General features: G+C 44.2%; 20 protein-coding genes. 19 read left to right on the forward strand and 1 reads right to left on the reverse strand.

Features of this window, described 5'->3' with window-relative positions; translation table 11 throughout:
• The first annotated feature begins 52 nt into the window (after nt 1–52).
• The 17 genes from AC1DM9_RS19145 (at nt 53) to AC1DM9_RS19225 (ending at nt 16,853) form a co-directional block, all read left to right on the forward strand.
• Complete coding sequence (locus AC1DM9_RS19145; protein WP_477581649.1) at nt 53–1,507, forward strand: catalase; 1,455 nt, start codon at nt 53–55, stop codon at nt 1,505–1,507.
• Nucleotides 1,508–2,661: 1,154 nt separating this feature from the next.
• Nucleotides 2,662–3,333, forward strand: coding sequence for a DUF559 domain-containing protein (locus AC1DM9_RS19150; protein ID WP_477512689.1), 672 nt, complete (start codon nt 2,662–2,664; stop codon nt 3,331–3,333).
• 268 nt (nt 3,334–3,601) lie between these two features.
• A complete protein-coding gene (locus AC1DM9_RS19155) occupies nt 3,602–4,084 on the forward strand; it encodes a CcdC family protein (protein ID WP_477512688.1) in 483 nt (160 codons plus the stop codon).
• A gap of 19 nt (nt 4,085–4,103) precedes the next feature.
• Nucleotides 4,104–5,450 (forward strand): DUF2252 domain-containing protein, encoded by a 1,347-nt coding sequence (locus AC1DM9_RS19160; RefSeq protein ID WP_477581650.1) that lies wholly within the window; start codon nt 4,104–4,106, stop codon nt 5,448–5,450.
• A gap of 258 nt (nt 5,451–5,708) precedes the next feature.
• A complete protein-coding gene (locus tag AC1DM9_RS19165; protein ID WP_477581651.1) occupies nt 5,709–6,254 on the forward strand; it encodes a glutathione peroxidase in 546 nt (181 codons plus the stop codon).
• Nucleotides 6,255–7,326: 1,072 nt separating this feature from the next.
• Nucleotides 7,327–8,691 (forward strand): sodium-dependent transporter, encoded by a 1,365-nt coding sequence (locus AC1DM9_RS19170; protein WP_076266294.1) that lies wholly within the window; start codon nt 7,327–7,329, stop codon nt 8,689–8,691.
• 126 nt (nt 8,692–8,817) lie between these two features.
• The gene (locus AC1DM9_RS19175; RefSeq protein ID WP_477581653.1) at nt 8,818–10,491 is read left to right on the forward strand and encodes a glutamine--tRNA ligase/YqeY domain fusion protein; all 1,674 of its coding nucleotides are present in this window, start codon (nt 8,818–8,820) and stop codon (nt 10,489–10,491) included.
• Nucleotides 10,492–10,568: 77 nt separating this feature from the next.
• Nucleotides 10,569–11,171, forward strand: coding sequence for a molybdenum cofactor guanylyltransferase (mobA, locus tag AC1DM9_RS19180; RefSeq protein WP_477581655.1), 603 nt, complete (start codon nt 10,569–10,571; stop codon nt 11,169–11,171).
• Between the two features lie 152 nt (nt 11,172–11,323).
• Nucleotides 11,324–11,830, forward strand: a complete 507-nt coding sequence (locus AC1DM9_RS19185) for an N-acetyltransferase family protein (protein WP_477581657.1) — start codon at nt 11,324–11,326, stop codon at nt 11,828–11,830.
• Nucleotides 11,827–12,540: a metallophosphoesterase family protein gene (locus AC1DM9_RS19190; protein ID WP_339205432.1), complete on the forward strand. Its 714-nt coding sequence runs from the start codon at nt 11,827–11,829 to the stop codon at nt 12,538–12,540. Before AC1DM9_RS19185 ends, AC1DM9_RS19190 begins: the two co-directional genes overlap by 4 nt.
• A 3-nt stretch (nt 12,541–12,543) precedes the next feature.
• The gene (locus tag AC1DM9_RS19195; protein WP_430056814.1) at nt 12,544–12,996 is read left to right on the forward strand and encodes a VanZ family protein; all 453 of its coding nucleotides are present in this window, start codon (nt 12,544–12,546) and stop codon (nt 12,994–12,996) included.
• Nucleotides 12,997–13,070: 74 nt separating this feature from the next.
• Nucleotides 13,071–14,132 (forward strand): histidinol-phosphate transaminase, encoded by a 1,062-nt coding sequence (hisC, locus tag AC1DM9_RS19200; RefSeq protein ID WP_477550640.1) that lies wholly within the window; start codon nt 13,071–13,073, stop codon nt 14,130–14,132.
• Nucleotides 14,132–14,569 carry a hypothetical protein gene (locus tag AC1DM9_RS19205; RefSeq protein WP_477581659.1) on the forward strand — a complete coding sequence of 146 codons (438 nt, stop codon included), beginning with the start codon at nt 14,132–14,134 and terminating at the stop codon, nt 14,567–14,569. The genes hisC and AC1DM9_RS19205 overlap by 1 nt, the downstream gene beginning before the upstream one ends.
• Nucleotides 14,570–14,726: 157 nt before the next feature.
• Entirely contained in the window at nt 14,727–15,332 is a 606-nt protein-coding gene (locus AC1DM9_RS19210; RefSeq protein ID WP_477581661.1) for a TetR/AcrR family transcriptional regulator, read from the forward strand.
• Nucleotides 15,284–15,721, forward strand: a complete 438-nt coding sequence (locus tag AC1DM9_RS19215; RefSeq protein WP_477512682.1) for a DMT family transporter — start codon at nt 15,284–15,286, stop codon at nt 15,719–15,721. Before AC1DM9_RS19210 ends, AC1DM9_RS19215 begins: the two co-directional genes overlap by 49 nt.
• Before the next feature lies 1 nt (nt 15,722).
• The gene (locus AC1DM9_RS19220; protein ID WP_076266284.1) at nt 15,723–16,046 is read left to right on the forward strand and encodes a DMT family transporter; all 324 of its coding nucleotides are present in this window, start codon (nt 15,723–15,725) and stop codon (nt 16,044–16,046) included.
• Nucleotides 16,047–16,175: 129 nt separating this feature from the next.
• Nucleotides 16,176–16,853: a serine/threonine-protein kinase gene (locus tag AC1DM9_RS19225; RefSeq protein ID WP_076266283.1), complete on the forward strand. Its 678-nt coding sequence runs from the start codon at nt 16,176–16,178 to the stop codon at nt 16,851–16,853.
• A gap of 66 nt (nt 16,854–16,919) precedes the next feature.
• On the opposite strand, the gene AC1DM9_RS19230 is transcribed toward AC1DM9_RS19225, so the two are convergent.
• Entirely contained in the window at nt 16,920–17,129 is a 210-nt protein-coding gene (locus AC1DM9_RS19230) for a hypothetical protein (protein ID WP_076266282.1), read from the reverse strand.
• Between the two features lie 303 nt (nt 17,130–17,432).
• Between AC1DM9_RS19230 and AC1DM9_RS19235 the strand changes: the two genes are divergently transcribed.
• Both AC1DM9_RS19235 and trxA read left to right on the forward strand, forming a co-directional pair.
• Nucleotides 17,433–17,852, forward strand: a complete 420-nt coding sequence (locus AC1DM9_RS19235; RefSeq protein ID WP_076266281.1) for an RrF2 family transcriptional regulator — start codon at nt 17,433–17,435, stop codon at nt 17,850–17,852.
• Nucleotides 17,853–17,925: 73 nt separating this feature from the next.
• Nucleotides 17,926–18,237 (forward strand): thioredoxin, encoded by a 312-nt coding sequence (trxA, locus tag AC1DM9_RS19240; RefSeq protein WP_054025488.1) that lies wholly within the window; start codon nt 17,926–17,928, stop codon nt 18,235–18,237.
• Nucleotides 18,238–18,328: the final 91 nt, after the last annotated feature.

The raw sequence follows: 18,328 nt of genomic DNA on the forward strand, positions 1-18,328 counted from the left end.
TTATGGATTTAGATCAAGTCTAAATATATAAAATGATCGATGAGGTGCTATCATGGAAAACTATATGACAACGAACCAAGGCACGCCGGTTGGCGATAATCAAAACTCGCGCACAGCGGGGCAGCGTGGACCAACACTAATAGAGGATTACCATTTGCTTGAGAAGCTTGCGCATTTTGATCGGGAGCGTATTCCAGAGCGTGTCGTGCATGCCCGGGGAGCAGGCGCACATGGAGTATTTCGTACGGAAGTTAGTATGAAGGCTCATACGAAGGCTCTTTTTATGCAGGAGTCGGGAGTAGAGACGCCTGTATTTGTACGCTTTTCAACGGTTATTAACGGAACAGGTTCGCCGGAGACGGCGCGCGACCCACGCGGCTTTGCGGTAAAATTTTATACGCAGGAAGGTAACTATGATCTTGTTGGAAACCATTTGCCGGTATTTTTCATTCGAGATGCGATGAAATTTCCTGATATGGTGCATTCCCTCAAGCCGGCGCCAAATACGAATGTCCAAGAGCCTGCGCGCTACTGGGATTTCATGACGCTCTCCCCAGAATCGACGCATATGCTCACTTGGTTGTTCTCCGATGACGGAACGCCTGCTACTTATCGTGAAATGGACGGATTCGGCGTTCATGCCTTCAAGTGGATGAATGATGATGGTAAACCGACCTATGTTAAATACCATTGGAAGTCGCTGCAAGGAGTACGGAACTTTACAGCAACTGAAGCTAGCGTGATGCAAGGCAAAGACTTTAACCATGCGACACGTGATTTACATGATGCAATTGAACTCGGCAACTTCCCAGAATGGGAGCTTCATGTACAGCTTATGCCTATCGATCATGTGGAACGGTATGCGTTTGATCCATTAGATCCAACGAAGGTGTGGCCGGAGGATATGTATCCGTTGCAAAAGGTAGGTACGATGACGTTGAACCGCAACCCAGTAAACTATTTTGCTGAGGTTGAGCAGTCGGCTTTCTCGCCAAGCACACTTGTACCAGGAATCGAGCCATCGGAGGATAAATTGCTGCAAGGCCGATTGTTCTCTTATCCGGATACTCAGCGCTACCGCCTTGGAGCGAACTATCTACACATTCCAGTAAATTGCCCGTATGCACCTGTTCGCAACTATCAACGAGATGGTGCAATGACGATGCATGCAAATCCTTCTCCAGTGAATTACGAACCTAATAGCTCATCAGAGAGTCCAAAGGAAGCAAAGGCTTATGCTGATTCTTACGCACCACTTCAGGGACAGGCTGACCGCCAAAAAATCGATAAAACTGACGATTTCACTCAAGCGGGCGAGCGCTATCGCTCACTGCCTGAAGAACAACGAGCAAACCTAATCGCTAATTTGACGGGTGAGCTGGAGCAAACCAATGATGATATAAGACTCCGCGCCATCTGCAACTTCTTCCGTGCTGATCGCGAATTAGGCATGAAGCTTTCGCAAGCGCTGGGCGTTGATATCCGCAAGTTTGTACCTCAGAGTTAATTCAAAAGTAAATGGGAACATGATGACAGAAGCACGCTAAAGATGCGTGTTTCTGTGTTTCTCATCTTCATATTCTTAAATCCACTAGAAGCCATGAGCAAGCTTAAAAGTAACCTCCAGCTGTGAGAAATCACAATCCGTCAAACCAAACTTTAAAAGATAACCCGTTCAAGACGAACGATTTAACCAAGAATGAAGAAACCTTTAACCACCCAGTACTCTACTCAACAATCTACGAACTATTGAACCGACGTATCGACGAACCCACGAACCCACGAACTCGCGAACTGATGAACCGTTGTATCGACGAACCCACGAACCCACGAACCCACGAACCCACGAACCCACGAACCCACGAACCCACGAACCCACGAACCCACCAAACAAACTAACCAATTCTTTCAATATCAACTAACACTAACAGGAAAACCTCCGGCTAATTATGCTAATCCAGCTGATTTTGCTCACTTAGAAGGAATATCTCCCGTTAATTTGTTGGATATTAGCAAATTCAGCTGAGATGGACAGTATTAACAGAAGAAATTCCTCTTAAATTAATATTTTCCGTAAAAAAGTGTGAATTAGCGGTAGAAATTCCAGTTAAGCTACTTTTCTTTGAGGAGACAAGTTATGGAGGCAAGTAAGTTACATTTCTTATGCGAAGGTTACGTTCATTTTAACCAAATCACTCAACATCAATTAACACTAACAGGAAAACCTCCATCTAATTTTACTAATTCGGCTGATTTTAGTCATTTAGAAGGAAAGCCTCCCGTTAATTTGTTGGATATTAGCAAATTCCACTGAAATGGACTGAATTAACAGGAGAAATTCCTGTTAAATTATTATTTTTCGTAAAAAAGGGTGAAATAGCGGTACATATTCCAGCTAAGTTTCTTTTCTTTTGAGGAGACAAGTTGAGGAAGCAATTTAATTGCGTTTCATGCCAACTGATCGTTTATATGAGGTGGATAAGTTTGGACTTTCAGGCAACGGATAAGTTTGATATAACGCTCAAAAGAATGCAAGAACAACACTATTCTTATGATTCCAGATGCCTTATAATCAAAGACAAGAGACGAAGAACGTCCCGTTACCACTCACTCTAGAGTGGTGACGGGACGTTTTCTATTTTCCAGAGGGGATGATTGAAGGTGACTTATGAGGAGGCGCATCGCTCATTTATTCAATACCATGTAGATAAAAGGTCAGGGGAACGTCGCGGAAGGCTGGAAAGAGGGCATGGACATGCGGAATCCAAATTTTTGTGTAATGTCTGGTGGCCTTTGTGTGGAGATTTTCGAAACCTGCATCCTGAGTATGAAGTGTTGGATTGGCGCGGCAGATCCTATTTTGCAGATTTTGCTTGGTTTTCGGGTACTGTAAAGCTCATTATTGAGATCAAAGGATTTGCATCTCATGTTAGAGACATGGATCGACAAAAATATTGCCATGAACTAAACCGCGAAACCTTTTTGCATGCGATGGGTTATCCGGTCATCTCATTCGCTTATGATGATGTTGAGAAAAATCCTGAGATATGTATGACCATGCTCAAAATGGTGATGAGCAGGTACCAGGCTAGGCGAGCACCAATAACACGAATTCAACTAGTAGAGAAAGAAATTATACGGCTTGCAGTTCAACAGGCTCGTTTAATCAGGCCAAAGGATGTGGAGCGTCATTTTGGTATTGATCATAAAACAGCAGTAAATTTATTGAAAAAGTTATGCTCAAAAGGAGGGCTTATCCCTCTTTATCGTGGCAATCGACAACGAGTCGTAGGATATGAGCTCGCTCATGACTTTCTTAATTTTCTGGATTAATGTTTCAATTATTATTGCGACCGGCTTCAGCTTCTTTCTTACATCGCAGCTAACATGAAGCTAGATGATAACAAGGAACTTTTCAAACAAGAGGAGAAGCTTCCATAGACGATCACAGGTTTAAAAAAATAGCGTATGTTTGCGATGTTTATGGTTTTGAAGTACGATGGAATAAAGAGTAATTTATTGCTGCCTTGTAAAGGATTAAGAGCATTTTCGCGATTATAAAAATAGGGCATCCACACCATGAAAACGGGGGTAATTAGCGGTGCTGCTGTCAACGCAAGTGATTCAAGTTGGTTCCATCGTCATATCTGCTCTGGCCGGTCTTACACTTATTGTCCTGCGTATGCGCGCGGGTAAACGGCCGACCTCATTGCGCAAAATCATCATACCGCCGTTAGGCATGGCAACAGGCTTCGTCATGTTTGCCTTTTCCCAGACGCATATTCCATGGTTTTGGGGGTTAGCTGCTTTTTTGACCGGCATGCTGATCTTTGCTTTCCCATTAATCGTCACGACCCGTTTGGAACGCGTGAAGTCGGAAATCTATGTAAGACGATCTAAGGCGTTTGTTTTTATTATGCTGACGCTGTTCATAATCAGGCTGTCTCTACATAGTGTCGTAGAGCAATATATGTCGATTCCGCAAACCGGGGCGGTTTTCTATTTGCTCGCTTTTGGCATGATTCTACCATGGCGCTTGGCTATGATTAGTGATTATATGAGACTGCAAAAAGTAGAAATGTAAGTTGAATGGGGGAGAATGTATGGATTCGAAGCTGACAGAACGAGTGAAGCTGACCCAGAGCAAACTTAGAAGACGGACACTATCTGCGATTTTTCAAGAATTTGATCAAAAAATAATGAAGCTTGAGCGCGGCAAACGTGAAGAAAAGTATCTTAAAATGTCGGAAACGCCATTTTCTTTTTTTCGCGGCAGCGCTTATTTATTTTATTTTGACGCATCACGAATTTGGTTTCCTTATCACACGCCAGAGGAGCGTCCCACTTGGGTTCAGGGCGATCTGCACTTTGAGAACTTTGGTGCTTTCCGCAATGAGCAAGGTACGCTCGTCTATGATGTAAATGATTTTGACGAAGGTTATCTGGGCTCGTATTTGTATGATTTGATGCGAATGTCGGTAAGTATAGCGCTCGTCGGCAGGCTTAAAGGACAAACCCATGCTAATCAGATTAGCGCGGTTGAAGCTTATCTGCAGGCCTATTCCAAGCAGATGCGCCGATTCGCAAAAGGCAAGGATGATCCCGGCACTTACGTGATTGATATTGAACGTGCGGAAGGTCCCGTCAAGAAGCTGCTCAAAAAACTGCAAAAACGCAAGGATCAGCACTTCCTTGAAAAGGTTACGGCGCTCGTACAGGAGCATAGGCAGTTTGCAACGACAGATGAAATTGTATCTCCGACAAACGAGGAACGTGAAGCTTTATTGCAAGCATGGCCGATGTATTTAGATACTGTCAAAGCCGATGACTCAGAGGAATTGCGTCATTTTCAGGTAAAGGATATTGCAGTGAAGCATGGCTCAGGGACAGCATCTATTGGGCTCGATAGATACTATGTACTGATTGAAGCAGGCGAAGATGCACAAGGCGAGGACGATATCGTGCTTGAGGTAAAGGAAGTGCGCGTTCCGGTTCCAGCTTATTTTATGCCTTATGATGAGACATTTTGGTCTATGTTTGAGCATCAGGGACAGCGCGTAACCATGACTCAGAGAGCGATGCACCATGAGGCAGACCCGTATCTTGGATGGCTATCCATTGGAGAGCGGCAGTTTTATGTGCGTGAGCGATCACCATATAAGAAGCGGCTTAAGCTAGAAGCGCTTGATACGGCTGGGGATTTGCTGTCGGTTACGACGAGCATGGGCAGGCTGACTGCAAAAATGCATGCGAGGGCGGATGCCGATGTAGCGCAAGGTATTCTCGCGTATCACAGTGAGATTGAGATTGTGAAGGCGATGGGCAATGACGAGGATGCTTTTTGCACGTCAATTGCCAATTGGGCGCTTTCCTACGCAGATCAAGTGGAGCAGGATTATGCTTTGTTCACGGAATGGCTGGGCAGTAGAAAGAAGCAATCGCAATTATAAATAATGGGACTGCACCGAGGCGCGAGGTAACTCGCAAGAGGAGCAGTCTTTTTTTGCGTAGCAGCTATAAAAAAACGGTGGTCAGCGCAGGGGATTACATATAGCGACTGGATAATCGATTTTATAAACATGTTTCGCTTTTCCTATAAACGCTTTAGGTTTGACATTCATTTGTTTCGCATGGTATTCTATGTAATAATTAAATTGTGTACAATTTAATTTATTATAACTCACATTATTTAGAGGAGGCAATAAACAATGAGCATTTACTCACATGAGCTGCAAAGAATTAATGGTAAACAACAAAGCATGGAACAATATAAAGGTAAGGTGCTAATTGTTGTCAACACAGCAAGCAAATGCGGCTTTACACCACAATACGCGGATTTGCAAAAACTATATGAACAATATAATGACCAAGGTCTTGAGATTCTTGGTTTTCCAAGTAATCAATTTGGCGAGCAGGAGCCGGGTGCAAACTCTGATGTTCAAAGCTTTTGCCAGTTGAACTACGGAGTGACATTCCCTCTCTTTGAGAAAACCGATGTACGGGATGAAACCGCTCATCCTCTTTTCAAGCAGCTAACGGAAGATGCGCCTTTCCAAGGTTTTGACACAAGCAACCCTAGCGGTAAAATGCTCAATGCTTTCCTTTCGGAGAAGCTGCCTCATTACCTCGAAGGCAACTCAGTCAAATGGAACTTTACTAAATTTCTAATTGACCGTGAAGGCAATGTCGTAAAACGGTTCGAATCGACCGATGAACCTTCCGAAATGAAGGCTAATATCGAGCAGCTGCTATAGTGCTTCCTCACTTAAAAATGAAATACATGCGGCTTCCGGGCGAAAAAAAGCCCATTTAATGGTTGTTTTAGTCGTTTTGTAGGTAAGACTGGCGTCTAATGGCGAATAGCTTCCTTATAACCATACATTCTTCGATATGAAGGACTATGCTTTGACCTTTGGAAGTGAATGCAAAGCATACTTCTATATACGTGAATTGGATGGTTCATAGAAGTGATATCGAATAAAGTAGGATCATTACGGACGACGAGATATGCGAGGCTTGATCAATATGCTATCGCAATGCCGTAAAATCAACGGGTAATTGCTGAGGTTTTGATAGAGTGATCAACGAGCAATAGATGGGTTTTTACTTGGGAGAACAATGGATGCAACTCCACGTTCACACAGCGTCTATTAAGCAAAATGTGATCGGCTTAACCTCAGTTTAAGAGTTAATTGTTGGGCTCATCATACACTTCATACTGTGCCTTTTGATCCTGCAATTCTTATGAAAATATCGTACTTACATTCTATTAAATTAATATAAGATAGAAGTTGAAAATGGACAGAAACGATTAATCGTTTCTGTCCATTTTTTGATGGTCTTAAATATCTTGAAACTCGATATTTGAGCATTTTTCGATCTCGAATTAAAGTTTTATATATGCAATTATATTCAGATAAAGATTTTTGCGTATTTAACGTATCGCTTTATTATATAAGGAATAATCCTTTACATGTACATGAGTAATTCGAAGTTTAAAAAGGTTTATATGTGCAAAAATAAAAGTTATTCAGTCCTGTTAAATAGAATCAAATGAATAAATAGAAGTGAAAACGGAGCGGCAATGAGGAAGTGTGAAATATGTTGATTTATGATACCGTTCGTGCCACCATTCTGATGATTGGCGAAGCACAAAGTAATCATCGCCAATACACATTGCAGCCTGTTCGATTGTGGGTTTTTCAAATGGAACTATGCCGGCTCAGACCGTGCGCTTGCAGATATATTTTTTGAAAAAGGTTATACTACCCATCGGAGCAATAGATAAGTCGCAGACAGCTTAGATTATTACAGGAGGAATGGCTTATGAAGGATCAAAAACAAGAAGGAGCCTCGCAAAGCGGGGAGAGCGGTACAGGGGAGCGGTTTACGTCCTCAGGATTTATTTTGGCGGCAATAGGAAGTGCGGTCGGACTCGGCAACATGTGGAGGTTCCCGTATATTACAGGTAAATATGGAGGAGCGGCCTTTTTTCTTCTATTTTTTATATGCATGCTGCTAGTAGGACTGCCGGTGCTGCTAGCGGAACTATCAGTAGGTCGAGGCGGCCGCGGCAATGCGTCCTCTTCGTTCACTCGGCTGGGCGCGCATAAGCTGTGGAGCGGCTTCGGCGTTATTATCATTTTGGGAGCGTTCGTTATATTGTCGTTCTATGCGATAGTCGCAGGCTGGACTTTGCATTATGCGATGTTGTCTTTTACAGGGCAGCTGTTTGAAAATAATGATTTTGCGCAGCAGTTCAGTGATCTTAATGGAAGCTGGATGCCGGTATTCTGGCAATTCATCGTCTTGCTTCTAACGGGCCTCATCATTATTCGAGGTGTATCGGCAGGCATTGAAAAGGTTAATAAAATTTTCATTCCAGGGTTGCTTGTATTGCTCATTGTACTTTGTGTGCGTGTTATGTTTCTGGATGGAGCCGGCGAAGGCGCAGCCTTTTTTCTAAAGCCTGACTTTAGCAAGCTGACAGCGGAGTCTGCATTCGTAGCGCTTGGCCATGCCTTCCTATCCCTTTCCCTTGGCATGGGTACCATTATTACTTATGGGGCGTACGTGGATAAACGGCAGTCGCTTTCTCTAGCAACAGCAGCAGTAGGTACAGGCAATATTGTTTATGCACTTCTTGCAGGACTGATTATTTTCCCTACTACCTTCGCATTTGGACTCGAGGCTTCGCAAGGCCCTGGTCTCGTATTCGTAGCCTTGCCTGCAGCATTCTCAGCGATGCCGTTAGGGTGGCTGTTTGGAGGGCTGTTCTTCGTGATGATTGCCTTTGCGTCGCTTACTTCAACCATCTCACTGCTTGAGGTGCCGGTTGCTTTCGTTCGTGAGAAATTTGGCTGGAGCCGAAGCTTTTCAGTTATTTTGTTATCCATTCTTTGCTTCGTTATTGGGGTGCCATCGGCGTTATCGCTTGGTGACAAAATACCTTGGCTTACGTTTGGCGGGAAGTCGTTTTTTGACTGGGTTGATTTTGTATGCACAAACATCGTACTGCCGCTTGGCGGACTAGTTGTTACTATATTTGTCGGGTATGTATGGAAAGGCGGAGCTAAGGAGTCAGGCTTGTCTGCATGGTGGCTGCGAGTATGGTTATTCATGCTGCGTTATGTGGCGCCTATTCTGGTATTGCTCGTATTTCTTTATTCATCCGGCATTATTTCGTTCTAGTGCTCTGGATTGCTAGGCTCGGGAGCGTGCTCTGAAAGTGGCTGATACATACTAAGTATTATAATTTGACGGGAATTTGTGTATTATAAGAGGATAAATATTTTCCGTGGGAAAGGTTGGTCGCAGATGGAGAATGCAGTAGATAACAAGTCCTCATCCTCGAATTTTATAAAAAGCATCGTAGTCGAAGATTTGAAGAGCGGCCAAGTGAAAGAAATCGTCACTCGTTTTCCGCCAGAGCCAAATGGCTATTTGCATATTGGACATGCCAAGTCGATTTGCTTGAACTTTGAGCTGGCTGATGAATTCAATGGCAAGACAAACTTGCGTTTTGACGATACGAATCCGTTAAAAGAAGATACTGAGTATGTAGAGTCCATCCAAGAGGATGTTCGCTGGCTTGGCTTCGAATGGGACGACCTTCGCTTTGCTTCCGATTATTTTGAAGAGCTATACAATCGTGCGGTGTTTCTTATTCAAAAGGGCAAAGCATATGTATGTGATCTGACAGCTGAGCAAATGCGCGAATATCGCGGCACGTTGACTGAGCCAGGCAAGGAAAGCCCGTATCGGAACCGTACAGTAGAGGAAAACCTTGATTTGTTCGCACGCATGCGCGCAGGCGAATTTAAGGACGGCGAAAAGGTGCTGCGCGCAAAAATTGATATGGCTTCACCGAACATCACATTGCGTGATCCTGTGCTGTATCGCATTGCGCATACGCATCATCACCGTACGGGAGATGCTTGGTGTATCTATCCGATGTATGACTATGCTCACCCGCTAAGCGATGCCATTGAAGGCATCACGCATTCGATCTGTACGCTGGAATTTGAGGACCACCGTCCACTCTATGATTGGACGATAGCTGAATGTGAGATGGCTTCCACACCGCATCAATATGAATTTGCCCGCCTGAACGTAACGAACACCGTTATGAGCAAGCGCAAGTTGAAGCAATTGGTGGATGAAGGGGCAGTAGACGGCTGGGATGATCCGCGTATGCCAACGATCAGCGGTTTGCGCCGCAAAGGCTATACACCGGAATCGCTGCGTGCTTTCTGCCGTGAGATCGGTGTATCGAAGAGCAACAGCCTAGTGGATGAGCGCAACCTGGAGCATTTTATAAGAGAAGACTTGAAGCTGAAGGCGCTTCGTACGATGGCTGTATTGCGTCCGCTTAAAGTGGTCATTACAAACTATCCAGAAGGTCAAACCGAGCTGCTTGATGCCGAAAATAATGCGGAAAACGAAGAGATGGGAATCCGTCAAATTCCGTTTTCGCGTGAGATATACATTGAACAGGATGATTTCATGGAAAATCCTCCGAACAAATATTTCCGACTGTTCCCTGGCAATGAAGTGCGCCTAAAACATGCTTACTTCATTACATGCCAAGAGGCAATCAAGGATGCAGAGGGCAATGTGATTGAGCTGCGCTGTACCTATGACGTGAAGACGAAGAGCGGATCCGGCTTTAATGAACGTAAAGTGAAAGGCACCATTCATTGGATTGAAGCTTCTCAGGCGATAGCTGCTGAGTTCCGTTTGTTTGAACCGCTCATTACGAGCGAAGCGGAAGATGAAGGCAAACCTTTCATGGAATGCATCAACCCGAATTCACTTGAAGTATTGCAAGGCTTTGTTGAGCCTAATATGAAAGATGCTGTCGGCGGCGATAAATTCCAATTTTTCCGTCACGGCTACTTTAATGTAGATCCGAAGGATACAACAAGTGAGAAGCTTGCCTTCAACCGAATCGTTTCATTAAAGAGCTCGTTTGATCCGTCCAAGGCGTAAACCCGTCAAAAATAATACAAGCCTGCCTTGCCTGAGTGCTCGGCAGGCTTTCTTTCTGTTTAGAGGGGGATGAGAAGATGGCGAAGCATGATATTTATGGCTTAATACTAGCTGGAGGCTTAAGCACGAGAATGGGAGCCGACAAAGCGCTGCTGCTTATTGGAGGCAAACCGCTCCTATATCGTCTTGTACAACAGCTAACAGAGCTTGTGCAGCATGTAGTTGTCTCAGTAGGAACGCCTCAGGGTGAAAAGCTTTATCGTAAAAGCCTTGAAGAATTAGGAGAGACGGTAAGCTTCGTGACGGACCATTATTCAAAATGCGGCCCGTTATCGGGAATGCACGCGGGCTTGTCCATGATTGCAGAGGGTTATGTACTTGTTATGGCGTGTGATATGCCGCAGTTGTCCGAAGGGTTGCTTGCTGAGCTAATGACTCATGTGGAAAAAGGGGTAGACGTAATCCATGCGTCTGACCAGCCTTTTCATGCACTCTATCATGCTAGCATTGCCATTCAAATAGAAGAAGCGCTAAAGGATCAAGATTATCGTCTCATGGGTCTATTGCGCCGGCTTCAGACCATCGAGGTTTCTCTGCTAGAGCAGCACGGTGTATCTGTTTTTACGAATCTCAACACGCCTGAAGATTATAACAAGTATAGGCAGGGACAAGGGGACTGAAGAAGCTCGCTCTTTATAGGCATAATTAGACGGAATCTACCATGCAGCATAGATGCTTAAACATTCATCGATGTGATATAATTTGTCAAAGTTGTAATAGGCCTATTTAAAGCAGCATCCATCTAGACGTAGAAGGGTAAGAGGTGGCAGGTATGACCAAAGAACTCAAATATGAAATTATCGATGCGCAGCTAAGTGATCTGGGGCGTATTGTTGATATTTATAATTCAACAATTGCAAGCAGAATGGTGACGGCTGATCTTGAGCCAGCTACTGTAGCTAGCAAAAAAGCGTGGTTTGATGACCATTCTCCTGATTTCAGGCCGCTATGGGTATTAGCGATTGAAGGGGAAATCGCAGCTTGGTTTAGTTTCCAATCGTTTTATGGCAGACCGGCTTACAATGCGACTGCCGAGATAAGCATATATATAGCGGAAGAATACCGCAAGCTTGGTCTTGGCACGGTACTGATTCAGAAAGCGATTGAGGCAAGTCCGGGCTTGGGGATAAATACGCTGCTTGGTTTTGTATTTGGACATAATGAGCCGAGCCTCGCTCTGCTTCGCAAGTTTGGATTTGAGGTTTGGGGTCATTTGCCTAAGGTAGCGGTACTGGACGGTGTAGAAAGAGATCTGGTGATCTCGGGGAGGCGTATATGAAGCGAACGCTTGTGATTAGTGATATTCATGGATGTTATACACCTTTTAATGATTTGCTTGAACGTATGAATTATTGTCCCGGCGAGGATCAGCTTATGCTGCTTGGTGATTTCGTTGATCGGGGACCGCAAAGCAGAGAAGTGGTGGAGCAGGTCATCGGCTTAGTCCAAAAGGATGGAGCAATTGCCATTCAAGGCAATCACGACGAGAGGCTCGTTGATGTTATGCTGGAGCGAAGCGAGCAGGCGCTGCTTAAGTTTACCGGCCATGGCGGCAGGCAAACCGCAGAGAGCTATGCTGGCATTAAGCAAGGTCCGATTGAGTATGTTATCGATCAAGCCAAAATAGCTGTTCAGGAGCGTTACGCGCATCATATGACTTTTCTGGACAACCTGCCCTATTATCATGAGGATGAACACTTTATATATGTACATGCGGGTCTTAATCCGAATTACTTGAATTGGAAAGAGCAGCCTGCCAGAGATTTTCTTTACATAAAACAACCATTCCTTGAGAGGCCGACCAATGTAAACAAAACGGTTATTTTCGGCCATACAAAAACCATCGATATTCATGGAAAACCAGATGTTTGGTTTGGCGCAGGGAAGATTGGCGTTGACGGAGGATGTGCAACAGGACATCAGCTTAACGGACTAGCGATTACAGGAGCGGCAGAGTTTAACGTGTATTCTGTCCCTTGGAGATTGTAGGGGATGCGCGGGTATTCGAAAGCCATATTCAAAAGCTCTCTGCTGAATATGTTGATTACCGTAATTGCTTTGTTCTACACCTTGATCATGTGCTGGCTTTTATTTCATCGTGGCCGTTATTTTGGCGAGGGGTATAACTATAATCTGGTACCGCTTTATACGATAAAAAAATATATCATCCATTATGATCATTTCAATCCTGACATTTGGTTCAAAAACTTATTCGGAAACATTGTCTTATTCATACCGATTGGCATATTCCTGCCCTTATTAAATAAGAAGTACTTGAAAGTATTTAGACTGACAATGGTCACGATTATGTTGATTACAGCCGTTGAGCTTACTCAAATGTTGACGCGGGTGGGCAGCTTCGACATTGACGATATTATTCTTAATACGTTTGGCGCGCTGCTTGGACTGCTGATGACTAGGCTTGTCGTTCGTCGGACTCTGTAAGTAACAAATCCTTTAATGTTAAAATAATTGAAAAGAAGCGATAGAAATATCGATTACGAAAGGAAGAAACGTCATTGAGTAAATTTTGGAGTCCGCTCACTGCTTCACTGGTGCCGTATGTTCCAGGCGAGCAGCCTAAGGATAAGACGTATATTAAACTGAATACGAATGAGAATCCGTACCCGCCATCTCCGAAGGTAATTGATGCGATCAAAGGAGCAGCTAATGCTGATCTGCGGCTATATCCTGATCCTACTTGCGAGGGGCTCGTGAAAGCAGCTGCCTCCTATTACGGATTGCGAGCAGAGCAAGTGTTTGCGGGCAACGGTTCTGATGAAATTTTAGCTTTTGCTTTCGCAGCTTTTTTTGATCCGGCTAAGACGGTACTGTTCCCTGATATTACTTACAGCTTCTATAAGGTGTATGCGAAGTTATATGGCTTGCAAACAGAGCTTATCGCATTGGACGAGCAATTTAACGTTCAAGTCGAAGCTTTCCATTCGGACAATGGTGGTATCATCATACCAAACCCAAATGCGCCAACGGCTCAATTGCTTCCGCTCGATGATATTCGTACATTGCTTGCAAGCAATCCCGATCAGGTTGTTATCATCGACGAGGCTTACATTGACTTCGGCGGACAATCAGCAGTGGAGCTTATTCACGACTATCCGAATTTGCTTGTCGTTCAAACACTCTCGAAATCCCGTTCGCTCGCTGGCCTTCGCGTTGGTTTTGCTTTTGGCAGCGAGGAGTTGATTGATGGATTGAATCGAATCAAAAATTCATTTAATTCCTATACGATGGATCGGCTTGCTTTGGCAGGCGCCATTGCTGCTCTTGAAGATGACGCTTATTTCCGAGATACGACGGAGAAGGTCATTGCTACACGAGAACGTGTAACGGAGCAGGTGAAGGAGCTCGGCTTTGCTGCAACAGACTCGAAGGCAAACTTCGTCTTCATTTCGCATAAAACGATAGCAGCTAAGGACATCTTTGTGCAGCTGCGCGATAAGGGTGTGCTGGTCCGGTATTTCGATCAACCTCGGATTAATGAATATTTGCGGGTGAGCATCGGAACGGATGAAGAAATGGATGCCTTTATTCGGGCACTCCAAGAAATCGTAGGCGAGTAATGGAAGAGGTTACGAAGGAGCAATTGTTGTTTCGGCGGTCGATGCGGTTGGTACTGATCTTAAGTGCCATCTATGCTGCGGTGAGTAATGTGTTTCTATATACAGCTTATTATTATAGCGGGATTGTGGAGCAGAGCTACATCATTTGCATGATTATGATTATTGCGTTCGCTTTGCCGATCGTAAAGTTTTTTCGAAATCAGCATTGGTACTTTCCGATCTTCATATTTTTGTTTTGGATTCCGTTTAGCGTGCTTCTCGCATTTATACTAAGCCAAGTGCTTCCTCTTTCGGACAATACGGTCGATTTTGGACTGCTGCTTGTTTACTGCCTTATTTTGAACGTTATCGTTACGCTGCTTGGCATTACACTCGGCATGATCTTTAATGGAGGATCTACCCTTTGGAAGAAATATAGCCAAGCCTCAAAGCAATAACAATAAAGCCATGTATGATCTCCAATGAAGGGGGAGCATGCATGGCTTTATTTGATGATAGTTATTTTCATCTTGACTAAATGATTATTTCATTTTAGAATTTGTAAAAACTAATGTTCGTTAGGCAGGGGAACGAAAGCGGATCGGAGGGAATGACATGAGTACTGAATTAACAACGTCGGAACGAATAAAGCTGGCGGCGCTGACGATGTTTGCAGAATCAGGCTATGAGGGGGCATCCTTGTCAGAAATTGCTAAGGCAGTGGGCATTAAGACGCCGTCCATTTATGCACATTATAAATCGAAAGAACAACTGTTCTTGCAGCTCATTCAGGAAATGATTGTTGAAGAGCATAATCAGTTTATAGAGCTTCTTCAAGATATGGATCAGGCGCCGATTAAGGAGCAAGTACATCGACTGTTTACTTTTTTTACCGATCTCACTCATTTAACGACAGGTCAAGCTTTCTTGAAGAAAACGATGCTTGTACCGCCGCGCCATTTGCGCGAACAGCTCAATCAAGATTTATTGCGCTATGAGTATGAACTGAACAAGGGAATTATTAGCGTGCTGGAAAAGGGAGCGTCACAAGGGTTGTTTAACCTGGAAGAGACGGAACGGTTAATTGCTACCTTTTATGTATGTGTAGATGGCATCCTTGTTGAGAATCAAATATATGGAAAAGAGCTGCTTGAGAAAAGGAAGCAAATGGTGTGGCAATCATTATGGCAGATTTGGACGATGACAGCGAGAGAGGATTAAAAAAAATGCAATGGGTCTTTTTATTATTAGCGGGGTTTCTTGAGGTAGGCTGGACGTTTGGCCTCAAATATTCGGAGGGCTTTACAGTGCTTGTTCCAAGCATAATAACAGTGGTGCTGCTTGTCCTAAGCTTTATGCTGTTTGCCCGCGCAATGCGTACGATTGAGATTGGCGTAGCCTATGCTATGTTTACGGGAATTGGAACAGTAGGCACTGTTCTCGCAGGTATTATTATACTGAATGAGCCGGCTGATTTTTGGCGTTTGTTCTTTATCGCATTGCTTGTAGGGGGCATAGTTGGACTTAAGCTTGTGTCAAATGACAAGCCAGCTCCTGACAAAGCACCAAAGGCTGTAACCAACATAGAACAAGATAAGGTGGGTTCATAAAATGGCATGGGTCTTTTTAATCATATCAGGCTTCGGTGAGGTCGCCGGCGTTACTTTCATGAAGCTCTCTGATGGCTTTAAACGCTGGAAGGGGACGGTAGGGGCGATTGGCGCTGGTTTCGTGAGCTTTTTCTTCTTATCTAAAGCGTTACAGACGATTCCAATTAGTACGGCATATGGGATATGGACCGGAATCGGCTCGATAGGCAGCGTAGTGCTAGGTATGGTCATTTTTGGAGAGTCGAGAAATTGGCGCAAGATGTTGTTTCTCTCTATGATTATCTCAGGCGTTATCGGGCTGAAAGTAGTAAGTGGAGGCCATTAGGATCAAATTTGAAGAGAGACCGTACAAAAGGGCTTTAAAGCTTTTTGGTGCGGTCTTTATTTTTGCAGCTGCTGGTCTTACAATGAAAGGAAAGCATGTATGTAGATAGGGAGAAGAGGAGTACTTACTATGGAGGAGAAGCAGCTGAATACGTTTATTGCTCTTATGGAGCAGTCATTGCTCTCGGAGCTTGTGCTTGATAGCGTTGACCCCACAAATCCAATCCGGGTAGCGGAGACGCCGCGAGGTTGGAGACTGCTTGGGGCGGGCAATTACGCAGGCGTATTTACACATCAGGATTATTCGGATATAGCTGTGAAGGTTTATGCGCCAGGCCGCGACGGCTGGGAGAGTGAATGCGAGGTTTACCGGCGAATTGGCACGCATCCTGCCTTTTCAACTTGTTATCATGCCGGAGAATATAAAGGCCATTATTATTTGATTTTAAAGCGATTAAAGGGAAAGACCTTATATCAGTGCATCATTGATGGAGCAGCAATACCAAAAAAGGCGATAGAAGATATTGATCAAGCGCTGGAGTATGCAAGATCCCGCGGTTTGTTCCCGCATGATGTGCATGGAAAAAATGTAATGATTAAGGATGGAAGAGGCATCGTGCTTGATATTTCAGATTTTTTGAAGGAAGAGCCGTGCACGATGTGGGATGATTTGAAGAAAGCCTACAATCGTATTTACATGCCTTTTCTATCCAAAAAACCGATTCCGGTTCCCGAATGGGTGCTGAACGGCGTTCGTAAGGGCTATCGTTTTATGAGAAATTCATCCGTTGTGGGACGCTCGTCCTAGGGAAGCAGCACAAGCAGCGGCTGCCCTGCAAGGGTGCTGCTGCTTGGCAAATCTTTGCCGCACATCTTAATGCTCCTCGTCAAACGCGTCCAGCAGCGTCTTGGCGAGATCGGCATCCTTTTTAAGCACATGAATCCGTTTCAAGGAATTGCCCTCAATGGTGATTTTGGTTTTCAATCCATTAGTTTTGAAATGAGCTTCCAATCGGTCTATGAGCTCCGATCTAGAACCCCCTTCCGTACGAATGACTACCCATCGATTCCAAAATAACGCCATTATGCGTCACCTCCTTAAAGTTTTACATTGTAAAACTAGTGTAGGAAGCCATGTGCCCATTGGATTTGAATGTCTTCTTATACGTTCAAATCAAATAAGGATGCACCTTTCATATTTATTCAGCAGAAGCCTTCAAACATGACAGAAAACCCAAAAAAACATTTGCCTTTAATCCAAAATCTGTTGGGGAATAACGTGATTGCTCCTGCCGTATCCTAAGAAAGCGAGATGGCGACCTGACCTATTGACAAACTTAACTGTAACGGATAAAATTACAGTATAAAGCAGGGAGGCCCTTAAACAGTGAACAGCGAATTTACGATTGCCGTACACAGTCTCGTTTACTTGGCTTATTTACCGGAAAGAATGGCTAGCAGCGATATGATCGCCGAGAATGTCGGCACACATTCTGCTCGTGTTCGCAAGGTAATGGGTGGTTTGCGCCGCAGTGGATATGTGGATACCCGTGAAGGCTCAGGAGGCGGCTATAGGCTGACGATTGACCCGAATGTGGTAACACTTGCCGATATTTATCGCGTGATGGCACAAGGCTCGCTAATTCCGAGCTGGTGCTCGGGCAACCCAGAGATGGATTGTGTTGTTGGGTCGAATATGAATCAAGTGATGTTCGGCATATTTTGTACAGCGGAGAAGCAGCTGGAAAGTCATTTTAGCGCGATTACGATTCAGGATGTGTTGAAGCAAATTCACGCATGCGGTTAGCAAATGATGTTTCATTTAACGGTGAGACGGGTATTCCCTTTATCATACACATTGTTTGGAGAGGATGATTGAAATGGCAGTAGCATTGACGAAAGAAAACTTTAACGAGTCCATTCAAAACGGCGTTTCTCTTGTAGATTTTTGGGCACCTTGGTGTGGACCTTGCAAAATGCAGCTACCAATCGTTGAGGAGCTTTCCGCTGAGCTGGAAGGCCAAGCAGTAATTGCTAAAATTAACGTTGATGAGCAGCCAGAACTTGCTTCACAATTCGGCGTTATGAGTATCCCAACATTGATTTTGTTCAAAGACGGTCAACCCGTTGACAAAATGGTTGGCGTACAATCCAAAGATGCTTTGAAAGCAAAAATTTCCGGCCAAATGTAAGCAACATTTTGTAATAAATAACCGTCTTAATATCGTCTGGTATCAGTGAGCAACTGGTGTCAGGCGATATTTTTTTTCTGGAAACTCTTAT

This window comes from Paenibacillus sp. 01T431 (assembly GCF_056398625.1).